This is a genomic window from Pseudomonas sp. CHM02 (assembly GCF_000612585.1).
In the GTDB taxonomy this organism is placed as follows: Bacteria; Pseudomonadota; Gammaproteobacteria; order Pseudomonadales; family Pseudomonadaceae; genus Aquipseudomonas.
Genome location: NZ_JFCA01000030.1, coordinates 1 through 17,678 on the forward strand (window position 1 = coordinate 1; position 17,678 = coordinate 17,678).

Sequence of the window (17,678 nt, forward strand, 5' to 3'; positions counted from 1 at the left end):
AGCACCGCGTTGCCCTTGATATCGGCAACCTTTCAGTTCCCGTCTATCCTCAACCACTGGCACTGCGACACCAAACCACACCGCCCCTTTTTACTTATCCCCCCCGATCAGGCTAAATACCCGCCTGATCGTTTAACCCTACGGATTGTCCGCCATGGCCCGTCAACGCTTTGCAATTGCCTGGATCGCCTGCCTTGCAGTGCTGTTCAACGCCTTTGCCATGCCGATGGCCAGCGCGATGCAGCAGTCCAGCGACCCGGTCCGGCAGTTGCTGTGGGGCAGCTTCTGTTCGTCCAATGGCGCCAGCCTCAAGACCATCGCCCTGGGCAAGCTGGAGATTCCGGCGCCGCAGCAGGACGATCATTCCACCATGCAGCATTGCTGGTGTTGCTCGGGCTCGGCGCCGTTGGTGGCGTTGCCGGGGCATGTGCCGCAGTTGTATCTCACCCAATTCAATACTTCACAGAGTTTGCCGCCGCCCCAGCTGCAAAGCCCTACCCCGCGCCAGCAATGGCCGAGCCTCAACCCCCGCGCCTCTCCAACGGTCTGATCTTCTTCGCAAGTGAACTGCGTTTAGAACCGTTCTGGAGAACTGCCATGCTCAAATCTTCCCTGCTTCTGGCTGCGTTGCTGCTGCCGGTGTTCAGTGCTGCCAATGCCGATGACTACAAGGCTGGCGACCTGCTGGTCAGCGACCCCTGGTCCCAGGAATTGCCACCGAATGCGCCGACTGTCGCTGCCTATTTCGTGATTCATAACAGCGGCGAAACGGCGGACCGCCTGCTCAGCGTCGACACGCCGGTGGCGGACAAGGCAGAGCTGCATGAGCATGTGATGCAGGGCGACCTGATGAAGATGCAGCAGGTGCCCAGCGTCGCCGTACCGGCCAAGGGCGAGCTGACCTTCGCGCCCATGGCGTATCACGTGATGCTGCTGGGCCTCAAGGACCGCAGCCTGCTGGCCGACGGCAAGCAATTCCCGCTGACCCTCACCTTCGAAAAAGCCGGCAGGGTCGAGGTGGAAGTGTCGGTGCAGAAAGTGCCGCCGATGGCCGCACACGAACATAAGCACGCGCAATAGGCTGACACTCGATGGGCGCCCCTCGCGCCAGGTTGTCTCCACACGCCCGCCTGAGAAGCGGCAGTTGGATCAGCCTGTTCGCCATGCTGATGATCTTTATCGGTCCGCTGATTTCCCAAGCGATGCCGATGGATCATCACGCCGGTATGTCGATGAACATGTCCATGGACATGCCGATGGACCACGGCGAATCCCATCACAAGCAAGCCCCTGACGAACACCACGCCCTCTGGTCCAAGTGCGGCTATTGCGACCTGCTCTATAGCTGCCCCGCCCTGCCCGGCGGCATTTCAACCTTTGCCCTGAGCAGCCCGCCACCGGCTAACGCCCTCACCCCCGCCACCCGCCTGGGCCATGCCCGGCGGAGCATCTTCCCCGGCGCCCGCAGCCGCGCCCCGCCCGTCGCCTCGTAAGCACGTCACACCGTTACTTCACCCCGGCCGACTTTAGACAGACAGCCGCAGGCTGCTGGCCGTGTTGTTTACGAATGATTGATGGAATTTGTCATGTCCAGGTTTTCTGCTGACACCCGTTTGGGATATACCCCCGTGCTCGCTGCCTTATGCAGCGCATTGCTGGCTCCCCACGCTCACGCTGACGAGCATGAACTGAGCCCGACCGTGATCACCGCGATTGCCCCCAGCTCGCCGCTGACCGTTATCACCAACCCGAAAGACCCACGCCAGCCGGTGCCCGCTAGCGATGGCGGCGATTACCTCAAGACCATCCCCGGCTTCGCCCTGGTGCGCAACGGCGGCACCAATGGCGACCCGGTGCTGCGTGGCATGTTCGGCTCACGCCTGAATATCCTCACCAACGGCAGCATGATGCTCGGCGCTTGCCCCGGCCGCATGGATGCGCCCACCTCGTATATCTCGCCGGAAACCTACGACAAACTCACCGTGATCAAAGGCCCGCAAACCGTGCTGTGGGGCCCCGGCGCTTCGGCCGGCACCATCCTGTTCGACCGCGAGCCGGAGCAGTTCGGCGAGCTGGGCACGCGGGTCAACGCCAGCGTGCTGGCCGGTTCCAACGGGCGCTTCGATAAGGTCATCGATGCTGCTGCCGGCGGGCCACTGGGTTATGTGCGGGTAATCGGCAACCAGGCCCATGCCGACGACTACAAGGACGGCAATAACAAAACCGTCGCCTCGCGCTACGACAAGTGGAATGGTGATGTGGCGGTCGGGTTCACCCCCGACGCCGACACCCTGCTGGAACTCACCGCCGGCCGTGGCGATGGCGAAGCGCGTTACGCCGGACGCGGCATGGATGGCTCACAGTTCCTGCGCGAAAGCCTCGGCCTGCGCTTTGAAAAATCCAACCTCGGCGAGGTGCTGGATAAGGTCGAGGCCCAGGTCTATTACAACTACGCCGACCATGTGATGGACAACTACAGCCTGCGCACGCCGTCGGGCACCGGGATGATGGCCGGGCCGATGGCCTCCAACGTCGACCGTCGCACCCTCGGCGCGCGGATCAAGGCCACTTGGCGATGGGCCGATGTGCAACTGATCGGCGGCCTGGATGCGCAGACCAACGAACATCGCCAGCGCAGTAGCATGGGCATCGACACTTACAAGGATCTGCCGCGCAACAAGGACGCCAACTTCCACAACTATGGCGTGTTTGGCGAACTCACCTGGTACGCCGCCGACCGCGACCGCCTGATCACCGGCGCACGCCTGGACCGCGCTTCGGCCAAGGACTTCCGGCAAACCACGGGCTCAGGCATGAGCAGCCGTACCAACCCGACCGCCGACGACACCCGCGCCGACACCTTGCCGTCGGGTTTCATGCGTTATGAACACGACCTGGCCGACAGCCCCACCACCCTCTACGCAGGCCTGGGCCACTCCGAGCGCTTCCCGGATTACTGGGAGCTGTTTTCACCCAACACCGGCGCGGTCGGTTCGGTGAATGCCTTCGACGGCGTGAAGCCGGAGAAAACCACCCAACTCGACTTCGGCGCGCAGTACAAGGCCGAGGACCTTGAAGCCTGGGCCTCGGGCTACATCGGCCGAGTGCAGGACTTCATCCTGTTCGACTACAAGCCCGGCATGATGGGCACCACTTCCCAGGCGCGTAACGTGGATGCGCGCATCATGGGCGGTGAATTGGGCGCAGCGTACAAGCTGACGCGCAACTGGAAAGCCGACGCCACCCTCGCCTATGCCTGGGGCAAGAACAGCAGCGACGGCAAGGCACTGCCGCAGATGCCGCCGCTGGATGCACGTTTCGGCCTCACCTACAGCGAAGACGACTGGAGTGCCGGGGCCTTGTGGCGTGTGGTCGCGGCGCAGAACCGCGTCGACCCGAACAAGGGCAACGTGGTCGGCAAGGACTTCGACAAGAGCGGCGGTTTTGGCGTGTTCTCGCTGAATGCGGCGTATCGCATCAATAAACACTTCAAGGTCAGCACCGGCGTCGACAACCTGTTCGGCAAGGCCTATGCCGAGCACCTGAACCTGGCCGGCAACGCCGGGTTCGGCTACCCGGCCAGCGACCCGCAGGCCATCAAGGAGCCGGGCCGGACCCTTTGGACCAAGGTGGACATGAGCTTCTGACGCCCCCCCTGCAGGAGCCGGCTTGCCGGCGACGGCGTCAGTTAGATCGCCATCGCCGGCAAGCCGGCTCCTGCAGGTCTGACCGGATAAATAACAAGCCTTGCGGAGCACCTGATGACCACTCAAAAAATATCCTTCTACAACCTGGCCTGGCGCTGGCACTTCTACGCCGGACTCTTCGTCGCCCCTTTCATGGTGCTGCTGGCCCTGACCGGCATCATCTACCTGCTCAAACCCCAGCTCGACCCGCTGATGTACGGCGACCTGCTCAAGGTCCAAACCGCCGAGCACGCCCTGAGCGCCGACGAGCAATTGCAACGGGCCCAGGCGGCCTATCCCAAGGCCGTGATCAGCAAGTACCTGCCACCGGCCGACGCCACCAGCAGCGCACAGTTCGTGGTGCACAACGGCGGGCGCGAAGTCACGGTCTTCGTCGACCCGTATCGCGGCACGGTCCTGGGCGAGCAGGATTCGAAATACAACCTGCAGGCCATCGCCCGAGCACTGCATGGGGAATTGATGATCGGCACCGTCGGCGATCGCCTGGTGGAACTCGCCGCCGGTTGGGGCGTGATGCTGGTGGTGTCGGGCCTGTACCTGTGGTGGCCGCGCGGCAAGTCTTCGGCCGGCGTGTTGTGGCCGCGTTTCTCTGCCCGTGGTCGCGTACTCTGGCGTGATCTGCACGCGGTCGTCGGCTTCTGGGGCGCCGCATTTTTACTGGTGATGCTGCTCAGCGGCATGACCTGGACCGGCTTCTGGGGCAAGCAATACGCCGAGCTGTGGAATCGCTTTCCGGCGGCGATGTGGAACAACGTGCCGCAGTCCGACCAACAAGCGCGCATCCTCAACACTGCCAGCCAGCAAACCGTACCCTGGGCCATGGAAAACACGCCGATGCCGATGTCCGGCGACCACGCCGAGCACATGCAGCACGGCGCCATGAGCCACGGTCCGGCGGCGCCTCTCCTGCGCCTGCAACAGGTGGTCGACCTGGCCACCGCACGCAAGGTCGAGCCCGGCTACAGCATCACCTTCCCCACCACTGCCGAAGGCGTATTCACCGTCGCAGTATTCGCCAACGACCCACGCAATGACGCCACCCTGCATGTGGACCAATACACCGGCAAGGTCCTCGCCGATGTGCGCTGGGAACATTACAACCTGGTGGCACGCGCCACCGAAACCGGTGTGATGCTGCACGAAGGCAAGATGTTCGGCTGGGTCAATCAACTGCTCGTGCTGCTGATCTGCCTGATGATCCTGCTCAGCGCCGTCAGCGGCCTGGTGATCTGGTGGAAACGCAGGCCACAAGGCGGGTTGGGTGTTCCGCCGTTGCGCCATGACTTGCCGAAGTGGAAAACCGCGATGCTGATCATGCTCGGGCTGGCAGTCATTTTTCCTCTTGTTGGCGCTTCTTTGATCCTCGTTTGGGCGTTGGACCGCCTGGTGCTGTCGCGATTCTTTGCGCAACGTGAATCTGCCTCAGGTTCGACATGAAGTAGGCGAGATGCCCTACATAGAGGCGTTATGTAGTCTTAGGCGGGCTTTCGCCCAAGACGTAGGAAGTGTTAACTTATAACACTTTCTGCATACCTCAGCTCGCCGTACCCAACGGCGAGCACTGCCTCGAAGAAGCGATTTTCCGTCCGATGAACAAGTACCTTGCATCCGGCCTGTGCCTGCTTGCCCTGCATAACAGTGCCCAGGCCCTGACCCTGCCCGCCAGCCCCGTCACCGCGCCCGCCGTGGATGACGAACGCGTCGACCTGAACACTCCGACCACCGCCGGTTCGCGCCTGAACCTCACGGCCTTGCAAACCCCCGGCAGTGTCGAAAGCCAGACCGGCGCGCAGATCCGCGAGCGTGGCGATGCCAGCGTGCAGGATGCGATTTCCCGCGCCACCGGCATCAGCCGCACCGGCTCGCCGGGCGACGGTGGTACTTCGCTGTCAGCCCGTGGCTTTACCGGCCAGGGCTCGGTGATGCAGCTGTACGACGGCAACCGCATGTACATGGGCATGGGCACTTCGACCTTCCCCGTCGACACTTGGTCGGTGGAGCGCGTAGACGTTTTGCGCGGCCCGGCCTCGGTGCTGTACGGCGAAGGCGCCACGGGTGCGGTGATCAACACCGTGCCGAAAAAGCCCTTCACCGGCGAGATCGAAAACCATATTCGCCTGGGCTACGGCTCCTATGACCGCCAGCAGGAAGCCCTGGACAGCGGCGGTTCGCTGACCGACACCCTGAGCTATCGCCTGAACCTCAACCGCTTGCGCAGCAACGGTTTCATCGACCGTGGCGACTCCAGCAGCGACTTCGTCAGCGGCGCCCTGCGCTGGCAGGCGGCGGACAACCTGAGCTTCACCCTGGCCAGCGACTACGGCGACCAGCGCCCGCAAAACTACTTCGGCACGCCTCTGATCAACGGCCAATTGCACAAAGGCCTGCGCGACAAGAACTACAACGTCAGCAACGACACCCAGCACTACAACGACCAATGGACGCGCCTGACCAGCGAATGGCAGATCAACGACAACGTCAGCGCCACCAACGAGTTGTTCTACCTGAAGAACCAGCGCCGCTGGCAGAACGCCGAGAACTACAACTTCACCAACGGCCAACTGACCCGCAGCGGCAACTTCGGCATCAAGCACAACCAGGAACAAGTCGGCGATCGCCAGGCCTTTACCTTCAAGCACACCCTGTTCGGCCTCGACAGCCAGACCGTGGCCGGCGTGGAATACAACCGCATCCGCTTCCGCCTGGCCAGCAACTCGCCGTTTGACGACGTGCTCCCCGGTGGCCAGCCCATCGACGTGAACCACCCGGCGCCCGGCCAGTTCGAAAGCCAGGACCCGTTCAAACCGTTGTTTGCCACCACCACCAAGACTGTTGCCGGCTTCGCCGAAAACCGCCTGCAACTCACCGACCAACTGTCACTGATCACCGGCATCCGCCGCGACTACGCCCACGTCGACCGCGATGACCTGCGCACCGGCAGCCAGTCCGACAAGACCCTCACCGGCAATAACTGGAAGGCCGGCCTGGTCTATGCGATCACGCCGGACATCTCGGTCTACGGCCAATACGCGACCAGCACCGATGGCGTCGGCGGCCTGATTTCCCTGAGCCCGAGCCAGCAACAGTTTGACCTGTCCACCGCCAAGCAAACCGAGATCGGCATCAAGCAGGCCTTCTGGGACCAGCGTGGCGAATGGACGCTGGCGGCGTATCACATCGTCAAGAAAAAACTGCTCACTGACGTACCGGGCGACCCGGACCTCAAGCAGCAAGTCGGCCAACAATCGTCACGCGGCCTGGAGGCCAGCCTCGACCTGCAACTGCCACACGCCTGGCAGTTGCAGGCCAACGCGGCCATCGTCCACGCGCAGTACGACGACTTCACGCAGGACGTCGGTGGCGTGCCAGTGTCCCGCGATGGCAACCGCCCCGTAGACGTACCACGCCGCACCGCCAACCTGTGGCTGAGCAAGACCGTGACCGACGACATACGCGCCGGTGCCGGCGTGCGTTATGTCGACGCACGTTACGCCGACATGGCCAACCAGAACGAGCTGCCAAGCTACACCGTGGTCGATGCCACCGTGTCGTGGAAAGCCCTGCGCAACACCACCCTGGGCCTGCAGCTGAACAACCTGTTCGACCGCACCTACGCCGTCAGCCAGTACAACGACGGCCAACAGTGGATCCTGGGTGAACCGCGCTCATTCTTCGTCACGGCGGACTACACCTTCTGATGACTTCACTCACCCTCACCGACCTGGGCTGGGCCCCCATGGGTCACGGGCACTGCCATCACCAGTTCCAACTGCGTGACGCCAGCCTGCAGGTCGGTGCGGGGGAATTTGTCGGGCTGATCGGCCCCAATGGCAGCGGCAAGACCAGCCTGTTGCGCTGTGCCTATCGGTTCAGCAAACCGGAGCAGGGAACCGTGCAACTGGCGCATCAGAACGTGTGGAAACAAAGCGCCAAGTGGTGCGCGCAACGCATCGCCGTAGTGCTGCAGGAGTTTCCTGATGCCTTTGGCCTGCGCGTGGATGAAGTGGTCGCCATGGGTCGCACGCCCCACAAGCGCTTGTTCGATGGCGACACACTGCAGGACCGCCAGCTTGTTCAAGGTGCGCTGGAATCGGTCGGCATGCAGGGCTTCGAAGACCATGCCTTCGCGACCCTGTCCGGCGGTGAAAAACAGCGTGTGATTCTCGCCCGCGCCCTGGCCCAGCAACCCCAACTGCTGATCCTCGACGAGCCGACCAACCACCTTGACCCGCGCTATCAGCTGGAGCTGTTGCGACTGGTCAAGCGCTTGAACATCGGCACCCTGGCCAGCATCCATGACCTGAACCTGGCCGCCGCTTTTTGTGATCGTCTCTACGTGATCGACCACGGCCGCGTGGTTGCCAGCGGCACGCCCCATGAAGTGCTGACCGCCGACCTGCTGCGTGACGTATTTGGCGTTGAGGCGTTGATCGACACCCATCCCTTGTCCGGCTACCCCCGAATCACCTGGATAACCCAACCATGACCCTGCGCGCCTTCTCCCTTGTTGCTCTGCTACTCGCTGCTACGTCAGTGCTCGCCGAAGCGACCCATTACCCGGTGACCGTCAAAAGCTGCAACCGTGACGTGACCTTCCAGGAAGCCCCGCAACACGCGGTCAGCCACGACATCAACATGACGCAGATGATGCTCGCGCTGGGGCTCAAGTCGCACATGGCCGGCTATAGCGGCGTCACCGGCTGGAAGTCCGTGACGCCGGAGATGGCGCAGATGCTCGACGGTCTGCCGGAACTGGCGAGCAAGTACCCGTCGGTGGAAACGCTGCTGAACGCCAACGTCGACTTTTTCTTTGCCGGCTGGGACTACGGCATGCGCGTGGGCGGCGACCTGACGCCGCAAACCTTGCAGCCGCTGGGCATCAACGTGTATGAGCTGACCGAATCGTGCGCGTTCGTGATGAAGCGCCCCGCCGCGACCATGGAAGACACCTACAACGACCTGCGCAACCTGGGCAGGATCTTCGATGTGCAGGACCGCGCCAACGCGCTGATTGCACAGATGCAGGCACAGGTCGCCGACGTGCAGAAAGACCTGCCCGCCGACAAGCCACGGGTGTTTCTCTACGACAGCGGCGAGGACCGCGCCATGACCTCCGGCCGCCTGGGCATGCCGCAAGCACTGATCGACGCCGCCGGCGGACGCAATATTCTCGAGGATATCGACGCCAGTTGGACCCGGGTCAATTGGGAGACCGTGGTGGAACGCAACCCGCAGGTGATCGTGATCGTCGACTACAGCGAAATCACGGCCGATCAAAAAGTACAGTTCCTGCTCGACAACCCGGCATTGCAATCGGTGGACGCCATCAGGAACCAGCGCTTTATCGTGATCCCCTACGTGCAGGCGACGCCGGGCATCGATAACGTGCTGGCGGTGGAAACCCTGGCCAAAGGGTTCCACGGCGAATGACCAACCGTCGCTACGCCTTGCTGCTGGTCGCCCTTGGCGCGCTGTTGCTGGTCTCCTGCGTGGTCTCGCTGGGGTTCGGCTCGGCACGGGTGCCGGTGGACGTGGTGTGGCGGATTTTGCTGAACAAGGCATTCGGCCTGGGCGAGGTGGACTGGACCACGGGGCAGGAACATATCGTGTGGCTGATCCGCGTGCCGCGCATGCTGCTGGGCGCGCTGGTAGGCGCGGGGCTGGCTTTGATCGGCGCGGTATTGCAGGCGGTGACGCGCAACCCGCTGGCTGACCCGCACCTGCTGGGAGTGACCTCCGGCGCCACCCTCGGTGCGGTGATCGTGGTGCTGCATGTGGGGGAAATCATCGGTTTGCTCACCTTGCCCATCGCTGCATTTATCGGTGCGCTGGCGAGCATGCTGGTGGTGTTGGCAGTGGCCAGCCGCAACGGCCGGCTGGAGAGCGATCGCCTGCTGCTGTGCGGGGTGGCTGTGTCATTCGTGATGATGGCGGTGGCCAACCTGCTACTGTTCATGGGCGACCATCGCGCGGCATCGGCGGTGATGTTCTGGATGCTCGGCGGCCTCGGCCTCGCCCGCTGGGAATTGCTGGCGATCCCCACGTTTACGGTATTGCTGGGACTCGTGTTGCTCGTGGGTATGGCGCGACCGTTGAATGCCTTGATGGCCGGCGAGCAGACCGCCGTGACGTTGGGGCTCAATGCTCGCAACGTGCGATTGAACGTGTTCCTGGTGGCCTCCCTGATGACTGGCGTGCTGGTGTCCATCAGCGGCTCCATCGGCTTTGTCGGGCTGATGGTGCCCCACATTGCGCGGCGCCTGGTCGGCGCCGAGCATCGGCGATTGCTGCCGGTATGCGTGCTGATCGGGAGCGTCTTCCTGGTGTGGGTAGACGTCGCGGCACGCACCCTGATCGCCCCTGAAGACCTGCCCATCGGCGTGGCAACGGCGGCGATTGGCGGGTTGTTTTTTATCGGTCTGATGCGCAAGCGCTGAGCGCGCCCCGTTGTGGCGCACATCAATGCACCTGGCGCCCCTGCCTGCCATTTCATGGTGCGCCACCCGCGCACAGCCCAGGGCGAAACGACTATTTCATGCCTTTTCCCGACTAGGCACAGCGCTTGCAATCACCTCCTCGACTTTGTCCCCCTCATAACAATGTTGAGTTCACGGAGACTGCACCATGAAGCGTCGCAGCTTGATCAAGGCTTTCACTCTTTCGGCATCCATCGCCGCCATGGGTCTGACCTGGACCGTACAGGCCGCCGAGACCATCAAGGTCGGCATCCTGCACTCATTGTCCGGGACCATGGCGATCTCCGAGACCTCGCTGAAAGACATGGCACTGATGACCATTGACGAGATCAACGCCAAGGGCGGTGTGAACGGCAAGATGCTCGAACCGGTGGTCGTGGACCCAGCATCGAACTGGCCGCTGTTCGCTGAAAAAGGCCGCCAGTTGCTGACCCAGGACAAGGTCGCGGTGGTGTTCGGCTGCTGGACGTCGGTGTCGCGTAAATCGGTGCTGCCGGTGTTCGAAGAGCTCAATGGCCTGCTGTTCTACCCCGTGCAATACGAAGGCGAAGAGATGTCGCCGAACGTGTTCTATACCGGTGCAGCGCCGAACCAGCAGGCAATCCCGGCGGTGGAATACCTGATGAGTGAAGAAGGCGGCAGCGCCAAGCGCTTTTTCCTGCTCGGCACCGACTACGTGTACCCGCGCACCACCAACAAGATCCTGCGTTCGTTCCTGCACTCCAAAGGCGTAGCGGACAAAGACATCGAAGAGGTCTACACCCCGTTCGGCCACGCCGACTACCAGACCATCGTTGCCAACATCAAGAAGTTCTCGGCGGGTGGCAAGACGGCCGTGATCTCCACGGTGAACGGCGACTCCAACGTGCCGTTCTACAAGGAGTTGGCCAACCAGGGCCTGAAGGCCACCGACGTGCCGGTGGTGGCGTTCTCGGTGGGTGAAGAAGAACTGCGCGGCATCGACACCAAGCCGCTGGTGGGCAACCTCGCGGCGTGGAACTACTTCCAGTCGGTGGAGAACCCGGTGAACCAGAAGTTCGTTGCGGACTGGAAAGCCTATGCCAAGAAACACAACCTGCCGGGCGCGGATAAAGCCGTGACCAACGACCCGATGGAAGCCACCTACGTGGGCATCCATATGTGGGCCCAGGCGGCGGAAAAAGCCAAGTCCACCGACGTCGACAAAGTGCGTGAAGCACTGGCCGGCCAGACCTTCGCTGCGCCATCGGGCTTCACCCTGACCATGGACAAGACCAACCACCACCTGCACAAACCGGTGATGATCGGCGAGATCCAGGCCGATGGGCAGTTCTCGGTGGTGTGGCAGACCCAGGAACCGATCCGCGCACAGCCATGGAGCCCGTACATTCCTGGCAATGACAAGAAGCCGGACTATGCGGTGAAGAGCAACTGATCCGAGGGGTGTCGGCACTTGAGTGCCGACACACACCCTGTGGGAGCTGGCTTGCCTGCGATGCAGACGACTCGGTGTGTCTGATGCACCGCTATCGCAGGCAAGCCAGCTCCCACATTAGTTCGAGCAAGGCCCACGAATATGCCCACTGCCTTCTACCGCTTCATCCTGGCTACCCTGCTGTTGCTGCCTTTCGCCGCACACGCCGGCGACGCCGAAGACTTCCTGGCCGCCAACCCGATGCAACAAGCCAAGCTGCTCCAGGACTGGGCCGCCCAGCCCGACCCGGCGCGCATCGAGCTGGTGGATGCCCTGCAACAAGGTCAACTCACCGTCAACGGTGAAACCAAGACCGTACGCCTGAACAACCGCCTGCGCGGCCTGATCGACAACGTGCAAGCCAGCCAGCAACTGCTCGCCGCCGACCCCAAGGTACGCCTGGCCGCCGCACAAACCCTGCAAAAAACCGCGCAACCTGCGCAGCTCAAATTCCTCGACCAGCAAGTCGCCGCCGAGACCCACGAGGACGTGCACACCGCCCTCAGCCTGGCCCTGGCCAACCTGCAACTGGTCGACAGCGACCCTCTGGTCCGCCTGGCCGCCGTGCGCTTGCTCGGCAGCACCGGCGACCCGCTGGCCCGCACGCGCCTTGAAGCACTGCTCGCGCCCGGCGTCGAAAGCGATGCTGCCGTGCACACTGCCGCCGAGACCAGCCTGGCCCAAGTCAAACGTAAATTGATGGTCGGCGAGATCCTCGGGCAGGCCTTCAGCGGCATGTCCCTGGGTTCGATCCTGCTGCTGGCCGCCTTGGGCCTGGCGATCACCTTCGGCCTGCTCGGCGTGATCAACATGGCCCACGGCGAGATGCTGATGCTTGGCGCCTACTCCACCTATGTGGTGCAGTTGCTGATGCAGCGCTATGTGCCGGCGGCCATCGAGTTCTACCCGCTGATCGCGCTGCCCGTCGCGTTTTTCGTCACCGCCGCCATCGGCATGGCCCTCGAGCGCACGGTGATTCGTCACCTGTACGGCCGGCCACTGGAAACCCTGCTCGCCACCTGGGGCATCAGCCTGATGCTGATCCAGTTGGTCCGACTGGTGTTCGGCGCGCAGAACGTTGAGGTGTCCAACCCCGCGTGGCTGTCCGGCGGCATCCAGGTGCTGCCCAACCTGGTATTGCCCTACAACCGCATCGTGATCATCGCTTTCGCACTGTTCGTGGTGGTGTTGACCTGGCTGCTGCTGAACAAGACGCGCCTGGGCCTCAACGTGCGCGCCGTCACCCAGAACCGCAACATGGCCGCCTGCTGCGGCGTGCCTACCGGCCGCGTGGACATGCTTGCGTTTGGCCTCGGTTCCGGCATCGCCGGTCTGGGCGGCGTAGCGCTGAGCCAGATCGGCAACGTCGGCCCGGACCTGGGCCAGAGCTACATCATCGACTCGTTCCTGGTGGTGGTACTCGGTGGCGTCGGCCAGTTGGCCGGCAGCGTCATGGCAGCCTTCGGGCTGGGTATCGCCAACAAAATCCTGGAGCCACAGATCGGTGCCGTGCTCGGCAAGATCCTGATCCTCGCGCTGATCATTCTGTTTATCCAGAAACGCCCGCAGGGACTCTTCGCACTGAAAGGACGGGTGATCGACTGATGAACCAGCCATTGATGCTCACGGCCACGCAAAAGGCCGGCCCCAAGGTGACGATTGCCGTCGGCGCGCTGATCCTGGTCGTGCTGCTGGCGCTGCCTTTGCTATCGCTGCTGCCACCAGACAACGCATTTCATATTTCGGCCTACACCCTGACGCTGGTGGGCAAGATCCTCTGCTACGCCATCGTCGCCCTGGCGCTGGATCTGGTATGGGGTTACGCCGGCATGCTGTCCCTCGGCCACGGCCTGTTCTTCGCCCTTGGCGGTTATGCAATGGGCATGTACCTGATGCGCCAGGCGTCCGGCGATGAGCTGCCGGCGTTCATGACGTTCCTGTCGTGGACCGAACTGCCCTGGTACTGGGTCGGCACCGAGCACTTCCTCTGGGCGCTGTGCCTGGTGGTGCTGGCGCCAGGTGTGCTGGCATTGGTGTTCGGGTTCTTCGCCTTCCGCTCGCGGATCAAGGGTGTGTATTTCTCGATCATGACCCAGGCCCTGACCTTTGCCGGAATGCTGTTGTTTTTCCGCAATGAGACCGGCTTCGGCGGCAACAACGGCTTCACCAATTTCCGCAGCATCCTCGGCTTTGGCATTACCGAGCCGGGCACACGCGCCGTGTTGTTCGTGGCCACGGTGCTGTTGCTGGTCGCCAGCCTGTACATCGGCTGGCGCCTGGCGCAAAGCAAGTTCGGCCGGGTGCTGACGGCACTGCGCGATGCCGAGAACCGCCTGATGTTCTGCGGCTACGACCCGCGTGGCTTCAAGCTATTCGTGTGGGTGTTGAGCGCCGTGTTGTGTGGTTTGGCAGGCGCGTTGTATGTGCCGCAGGTGGGCATTATCAACCCCAGCGAAATGTCGCCGACCAACTCCATCGAAGCCGCCGTGTGGGTAGCCCTGGGCGGGCGCGGCACGCTGATCGGTCCGCTGCTGGGCGCCGGCGTGGTCAATGGCATGAAAAGCTGGTTCACCGTGGCCTTCCCGGAATACTGGCTGTTCTTCCTCGGGGCGCTGTTCATCATCGTCACCCTGTACCTGCCCAAGGGCGTCATCGGCCTGCTGAAGAAATGAGGAACGTCATGCTTGAACCTATTTTCGATGCAGGCAGCGGCCGCGATGCCATCGGCATTGGCCAGGCCGCGGGCAAGGGCCTGAACACTCGCCACGGCACTATCCTGACCCTGGAAGACATCAGCGTCAGCTTCGACGGTTTCAAGGCGCTCAACGACCTGAACCTGTACATCGGCGTCGGCGAACTGCGCTGCATCATCGGCCCCAACGGCGCGGGCAAGACCACGCTGATGGACGTGATCACCGGCAAGACCCGGCCCAGCCACGGCAAGGCCTGGTTCGGTGAAACCCTGGACCTGACCAGCATGAGCGAAGTGCAGATCGCCCAGGCCGGCATCGGCCGCAAGTTCCAGAAACCCACGGTGTTCGAAGCCTTGAGCGTGTTCGAAAACCTGGAGCTGGCGCAAAAGACCGACAAGTCGGTGTGGGCCAGCCTGCGCGCCCGCCTGAGCGGCGAGCAGAAAGACCGTATCGATGAAGTGCTCGACACCATCCGCCTCACCGACTCGGTGCATCGCCAGGCGGGCCTGCTGTCCCACGGCCAGAAGCAGTTCCTGGAGATCGGCATGCTGCTGATGCAGGACCCGCAACTGTTGCTGCTGGACGAACCGGTGGCAGGCATGACCGACGCCGAAACCGAATTCACCGCCGAACTGTTCAAGCGCCTGGCGGGCAAGCACTCGCTGATGGTGGTGGAACACGACATGGGCTTTGTCGGCTCGATTGCCGACCACGTGACGGTGTTGCACCAGGGCAGCGTGCTGGCCGAAGGGTCGCTGGAACAGGTGCAGGAAAACGAACGCGTCATCGAGGTGTACCTCGGTCGCTGACCCGGACACGGACTGCTTTATGTGGGAGCGGGCTTGCCTGCGATACAGGCAACTCGGTGTAACTGATACACCGCTATCGCAGGCAAGCCAGCTCCCACATTTGATCCGGTTTCCAAACAGGAACCGAGGAGGTTTTGAGAATGCTGCAAGTCGACAAGCTGCACCAGTACTACGGCGGTAGCCACATCCTGCGCGGGCTGTCCTTTGACGTGAAGATCGGCGAAGTCACCTGCCTGCTCGGCCGTAACGGCGTGGGCAAGACCACCCTGCTCAAGTGCCTGATGGGTCTGCTGCCGGCCAAAGAAGGCGTGGTGAATTGGGAAGGCAAGGCGATTACCGCGTTCAAGCCGCACCAACGTGTGCACGCGGGAATTGCCTATGTACCCCAGGGGCGCGAGATTTTCGGGCGGCTGACGGTGGAAGAAAACCTGTTGATGGGCCTCTCTCGTTTTCCTGGCTCAGAAGCCAGGGAAGTGCCCGCCTTCATCTACGAACTGTTCCCGGTGCTGCTGCAAATGAAGCACCGGCGTGGCGGCGATCTGTCCGGCGGCCAGCAGCAACAGCTTGCCATTGGCCGCGCCCTGGCCAGCCGCCCGCGCCTGCTGATCCTCGATGAGCCCACCGAAGGCATCCAGCCGTCGGTGATCAAGGAGATCGGCGCGGTGATCAAGACACTCGCGGCACGCGGCGATATGGCGATCCTGTTGGTGGAGCAGTTCTACGACTTCGCCGCCGAATTGGCCGACCACTACCTGGTCATGTCGCGTGGCGAAATCGTGCAGCAAGGCCGTGGTGAAAATATGGAAAGTGAAGGTGTGCGTGGTCTCGTAACCATCTAATCTGTAGCCTCCTGACGATAAGCACACGCCATGAACCTGCCCGTTTCCCCTGCCCTGTTCACCCCCAGCTGGCACGCCGAGCTGGAACTCGGCTATGCGCGTTTCGGCGACACCACGCGCCCGGTGATGCGCCGCCACCTCGGCCCGCTGCGGGTGCAAAAGCACCTGTACGCCGAAGGCCCCGAGGTGTGCCAGCACATCATCGTGCACCCGCCCGGCGGGATTGCCGGCGGTGATCGCCTGGACATCAGCGCCCATGTCGGCGCGGGTGCCTGGGCGCAATTGACCAGCCCTGGCGCGGCCAAGTGGTATCGCGCCAGCGGCCCGGCGTATCAGCAACTGGACCTCACCGTGGAGGCCGGTGCCACGCTGGAATGGCTGCCCCAGGAAACCATCGTCTTCAGTGCCGCCCAGGCCGAGCTCACCACACGCATCGAGCTGCAAGGCGATGCCCGCTTGTTCTACTGGGATGTGGTCGCCCTGGGTCGCCCGGCCAGCAGCGAGCGTTTTGACCTGGGCCACTTCCAATCCCACCTGGATATCCGCCGCGACGGCCAGTTGCTCTGGCATGAGCGCCAGCGCATTGTGGGTGCCGACGGCCTGCTCGACTCGCCCATCGGCCTGGACGGGCAGCCGGTGTTTGCGACCCTGTTGCTGACCGGCGACATAGACCCCGAATTACTCGACACCTGCCGCGCCCTGCTCCATGCGGTGCGCGGCGACCTGACCCAACTGCCCGGCCTGCTGGTGGCCCGCTGCCTGGCCAGCGAAGCGCTGCTGGCGCGGGGATGGTTGATTGATTTATGGCGGCTGTTGCGCCCGGCGGTACTGGGCCGTGAAGCCGTCTCACCACGAATCTGGAGCACCTGAAACCATGGATCTGACCCCACGGGAAAAAGACAAACTGCTGATCTTCACCGCCGGCCTGGTGGCCGAGCGGCGCCTGGCGCGTGGCGTGAAGCTCAACTACCCGGAAACCATCGCCTATATCTCCGCGGCGCTGATGGAAGGCGCCCGCGATGGTCGCACCGTGGCCGACCTGATGCACTACGGCACCACCCTGCTCAGCCGTGAACAGGTGATGGAAGGCATCCCGGAAATGATCCCGGATATCCAGGTGGAAGCCACGTTCCCCGACGGCACCAAGCTGGTCACCGTCCACCAACCCATTGCCTGAGGACCGGCCATGATTCGTGACGCAACCCAAAGCGATCTGCCGGCGATCCGCGACATCTACAACGACGCGGTGCTCAACACCACGGCGATCTGGAACGAACAACCGGTGGACCTGGGCAACCGCCAGGCCTGGTTCAGTGCGCGGCATGCCCAGGGTTATCCGATCCTGGTCAGCGTCGAACATGGCGAGGTCACCGGCTACGCCTCGTTCGGCGACTGGCGGCCGTTCGAAGGCTTTCGCTACAGCGTCGAGCACTCGGTGTACGTGCGCAGTGACCAACGCGGCAAAGGCCTCGGCCCGCGCCTGATGGAAGCCCTTATCGACCGCGCCCGCACCTGCGGCAAACACGTGATGGTCGCCGCCATCGAAAGCGGCAACCACGCTTCGATCCGCCTGCACGAGCGCCAGGGCTTCATCACCACCGGACAGATGCCTCAAGTGGGCATCAAGTTCGGGCGCTGGCTGGACCTGACGTTTATGCAACTGACCTTGAACCCGGGCGCGGAACCGCCCAAGGAGTGAAG

At 63.0% G+C, this 17,678-nt stretch carries 17 protein-coding genes; all 17 read left to right on the top strand.

What is annotated here, in order from left to right; translation table 11 throughout:
• Window positions 1-154 precede the first annotated feature (154 nt).
• The 17 genes from BM70_RS0118170 (at window position 155) to BM70_RS0118250 (ending at window position 17,676) form a co-directional block, all read left to right on the top strand.
• Window positions 155-550, top strand: a complete 396-nt coding sequence (locus tag BM70_RS0118170) for a DUF2946 domain-containing protein (protein WP_025857297.1) — start codon at window positions 155-157, stop codon at window positions 548-550.
• Between the two features lie 47 nt (window positions 551-597).
• Window positions 598-1,080 (top strand): copper chaperone PCu(A)C, encoded by a 483-nt coding sequence (locus BM70_RS0118175; RefSeq protein WP_025857298.1) that lies wholly within the window; start codon window positions 598-600, stop codon window positions 1,078-1,080.
• An 11-nt stretch (window positions 1,081-1,091) separates the two neighbouring features.
• The gene (locus BM70_RS0118180) at window positions 1,092-1,493 is read left to right on the top strand and encodes a DUF2946 domain-containing protein (RefSeq protein ID WP_025857299.1); all 402 of its coding nucleotides are present in this window, start codon (window positions 1,092-1,094) and stop codon (window positions 1,491-1,493) included.
• Window positions 1,494-1,586: 93 nt separating this feature from the next.
• Window positions 1,587-3,647, top strand: a complete 2,061-nt coding sequence (locus BM70_RS0118185; RefSeq protein WP_025857300.1) for a TonB-dependent copper receptor — start codon at window positions 1,587-1,589, stop codon at window positions 3,645-3,647.
• A gap of 114 nt (window positions 3,648-3,761) precedes the next feature.
• A complete protein-coding gene (locus BM70_RS0118190) occupies window positions 3,762-5,144 on the top strand; it encodes a PepSY domain-containing protein (protein WP_025857301.1) in 1,383 nt (460 codons plus the stop codon).
• Window positions 5,145-5,296: 152 nt separating this feature from the next.
• Complete coding sequence (locus tag BM70_RS0118195; protein WP_025857302.1) at window positions 5,297-7,405, top strand: TonB-dependent siderophore receptor; 2,109 nt, start codon at window positions 5,297-5,299, stop codon at window positions 7,403-7,405.
• Window positions 7,405-8,193: an ABC transporter ATP-binding protein gene (locus BM70_RS0118200; protein ID WP_025857303.1), complete on the top strand. Its 789-nt coding sequence runs from the start codon at window positions 7,405-7,407 to the stop codon at window positions 8,191-8,193. Before BM70_RS0118195 ends, BM70_RS0118200 begins: the two co-directional genes overlap by 1 nt.
• Window positions 8,190-9,137 carry an ABC transporter substrate-binding protein gene (locus BM70_RS0118205; RefSeq protein ID WP_025857304.1) on the top strand — a complete coding sequence of 316 codons (948 nt, stop codon included), beginning with the start codon at window positions 8,190-8,192 and terminating at the stop codon, window positions 9,135-9,137. Before BM70_RS0118200 ends, BM70_RS0118205 begins: the two co-directional genes overlap by 4 nt.
• Entirely contained in the window at window positions 9,134-10,144 is a 1,011-nt protein-coding gene (locus BM70_RS0118210; RefSeq protein ID WP_025857305.1) for an iron ABC transporter permease, read from the top strand. The genes BM70_RS0118205 and BM70_RS0118210 overlap by 4 nt, the downstream gene beginning before the upstream one ends.
• 187 nt (window positions 10,145-10,331) lie before the next feature.
• Window positions 10,332-11,597 carry an urea ABC transporter substrate-binding protein gene (gene urtA / locus BM70_RS0118215; protein ID WP_025857306.1) on the top strand — a complete coding sequence of 422 codons (1,266 nt, stop codon included), beginning with the start codon at window positions 10,332-10,334 and terminating at the stop codon, window positions 11,595-11,597.
• Window positions 11,598-11,738: 141 nt separating this feature from the next.
• Entirely contained in the window at window positions 11,739-13,241 is a 1,503-nt protein-coding gene (gene urtB / locus BM70_RS0118220) for an urea ABC transporter permease subunit UrtB (protein WP_025857307.1), read from the top strand.
• Window positions 13,241-14,308 (top strand): urea ABC transporter permease subunit UrtC, encoded by a 1,068-nt coding sequence (urtC, locus tag BM70_RS0118225; RefSeq protein ID WP_025857308.1) that lies wholly within the window; start codon window positions 13,241-13,243, stop codon window positions 14,306-14,308. Before urtB ends, urtC begins: the two co-directional genes overlap by 1 nt.
• A complete protein-coding gene (urtD, locus tag BM70_RS0118230) occupies window positions 14,305-15,138 on the top strand; it encodes an urea ABC transporter ATP-binding protein UrtD (protein ID WP_177326563.1) in 834 nt (277 codons plus the stop codon). Before urtC ends, urtD begins: the two co-directional genes overlap by 4 nt.
• Before the next feature lie 140 nt (window positions 15,139-15,278).
• Entirely contained in the window at window positions 15,279-15,977 is a 699-nt protein-coding gene (gene urtE / locus BM70_RS0118235) for an urea ABC transporter ATP-binding subunit UrtE (protein WP_025857310.1), read from the top strand.
• 30 nt (window positions 15,978-16,007) lie between these two features.
• Window positions 16,008-16,847 (top strand): urease accessory protein UreD, encoded by an 840-nt coding sequence (locus BM70_RS0118240; RefSeq protein WP_025857312.1) that lies wholly within the window; start codon window positions 16,008-16,010, stop codon window positions 16,845-16,847.
• A gap of 4 nt (window positions 16,848-16,851) precedes the next feature.
• Window positions 16,852-17,154 (top strand): urease subunit gamma, encoded by a 303-nt coding sequence (gene ureA / locus BM70_RS0118245; protein ID WP_003171437.1) that lies wholly within the window; start codon window positions 16,852-16,854, stop codon window positions 17,152-17,154.
• A 9-nt stretch (window positions 17,155-17,163) separates the two neighbouring features.
• A complete protein-coding gene (locus BM70_RS0118250; RefSeq protein WP_025857313.1) occupies window positions 17,164-17,676 on the top strand; it encodes a GNAT family N-acetyltransferase in 513 nt (170 codons plus the stop codon).
• Window positions 17,677-17,678 lie beyond the last annotated feature (2 nt).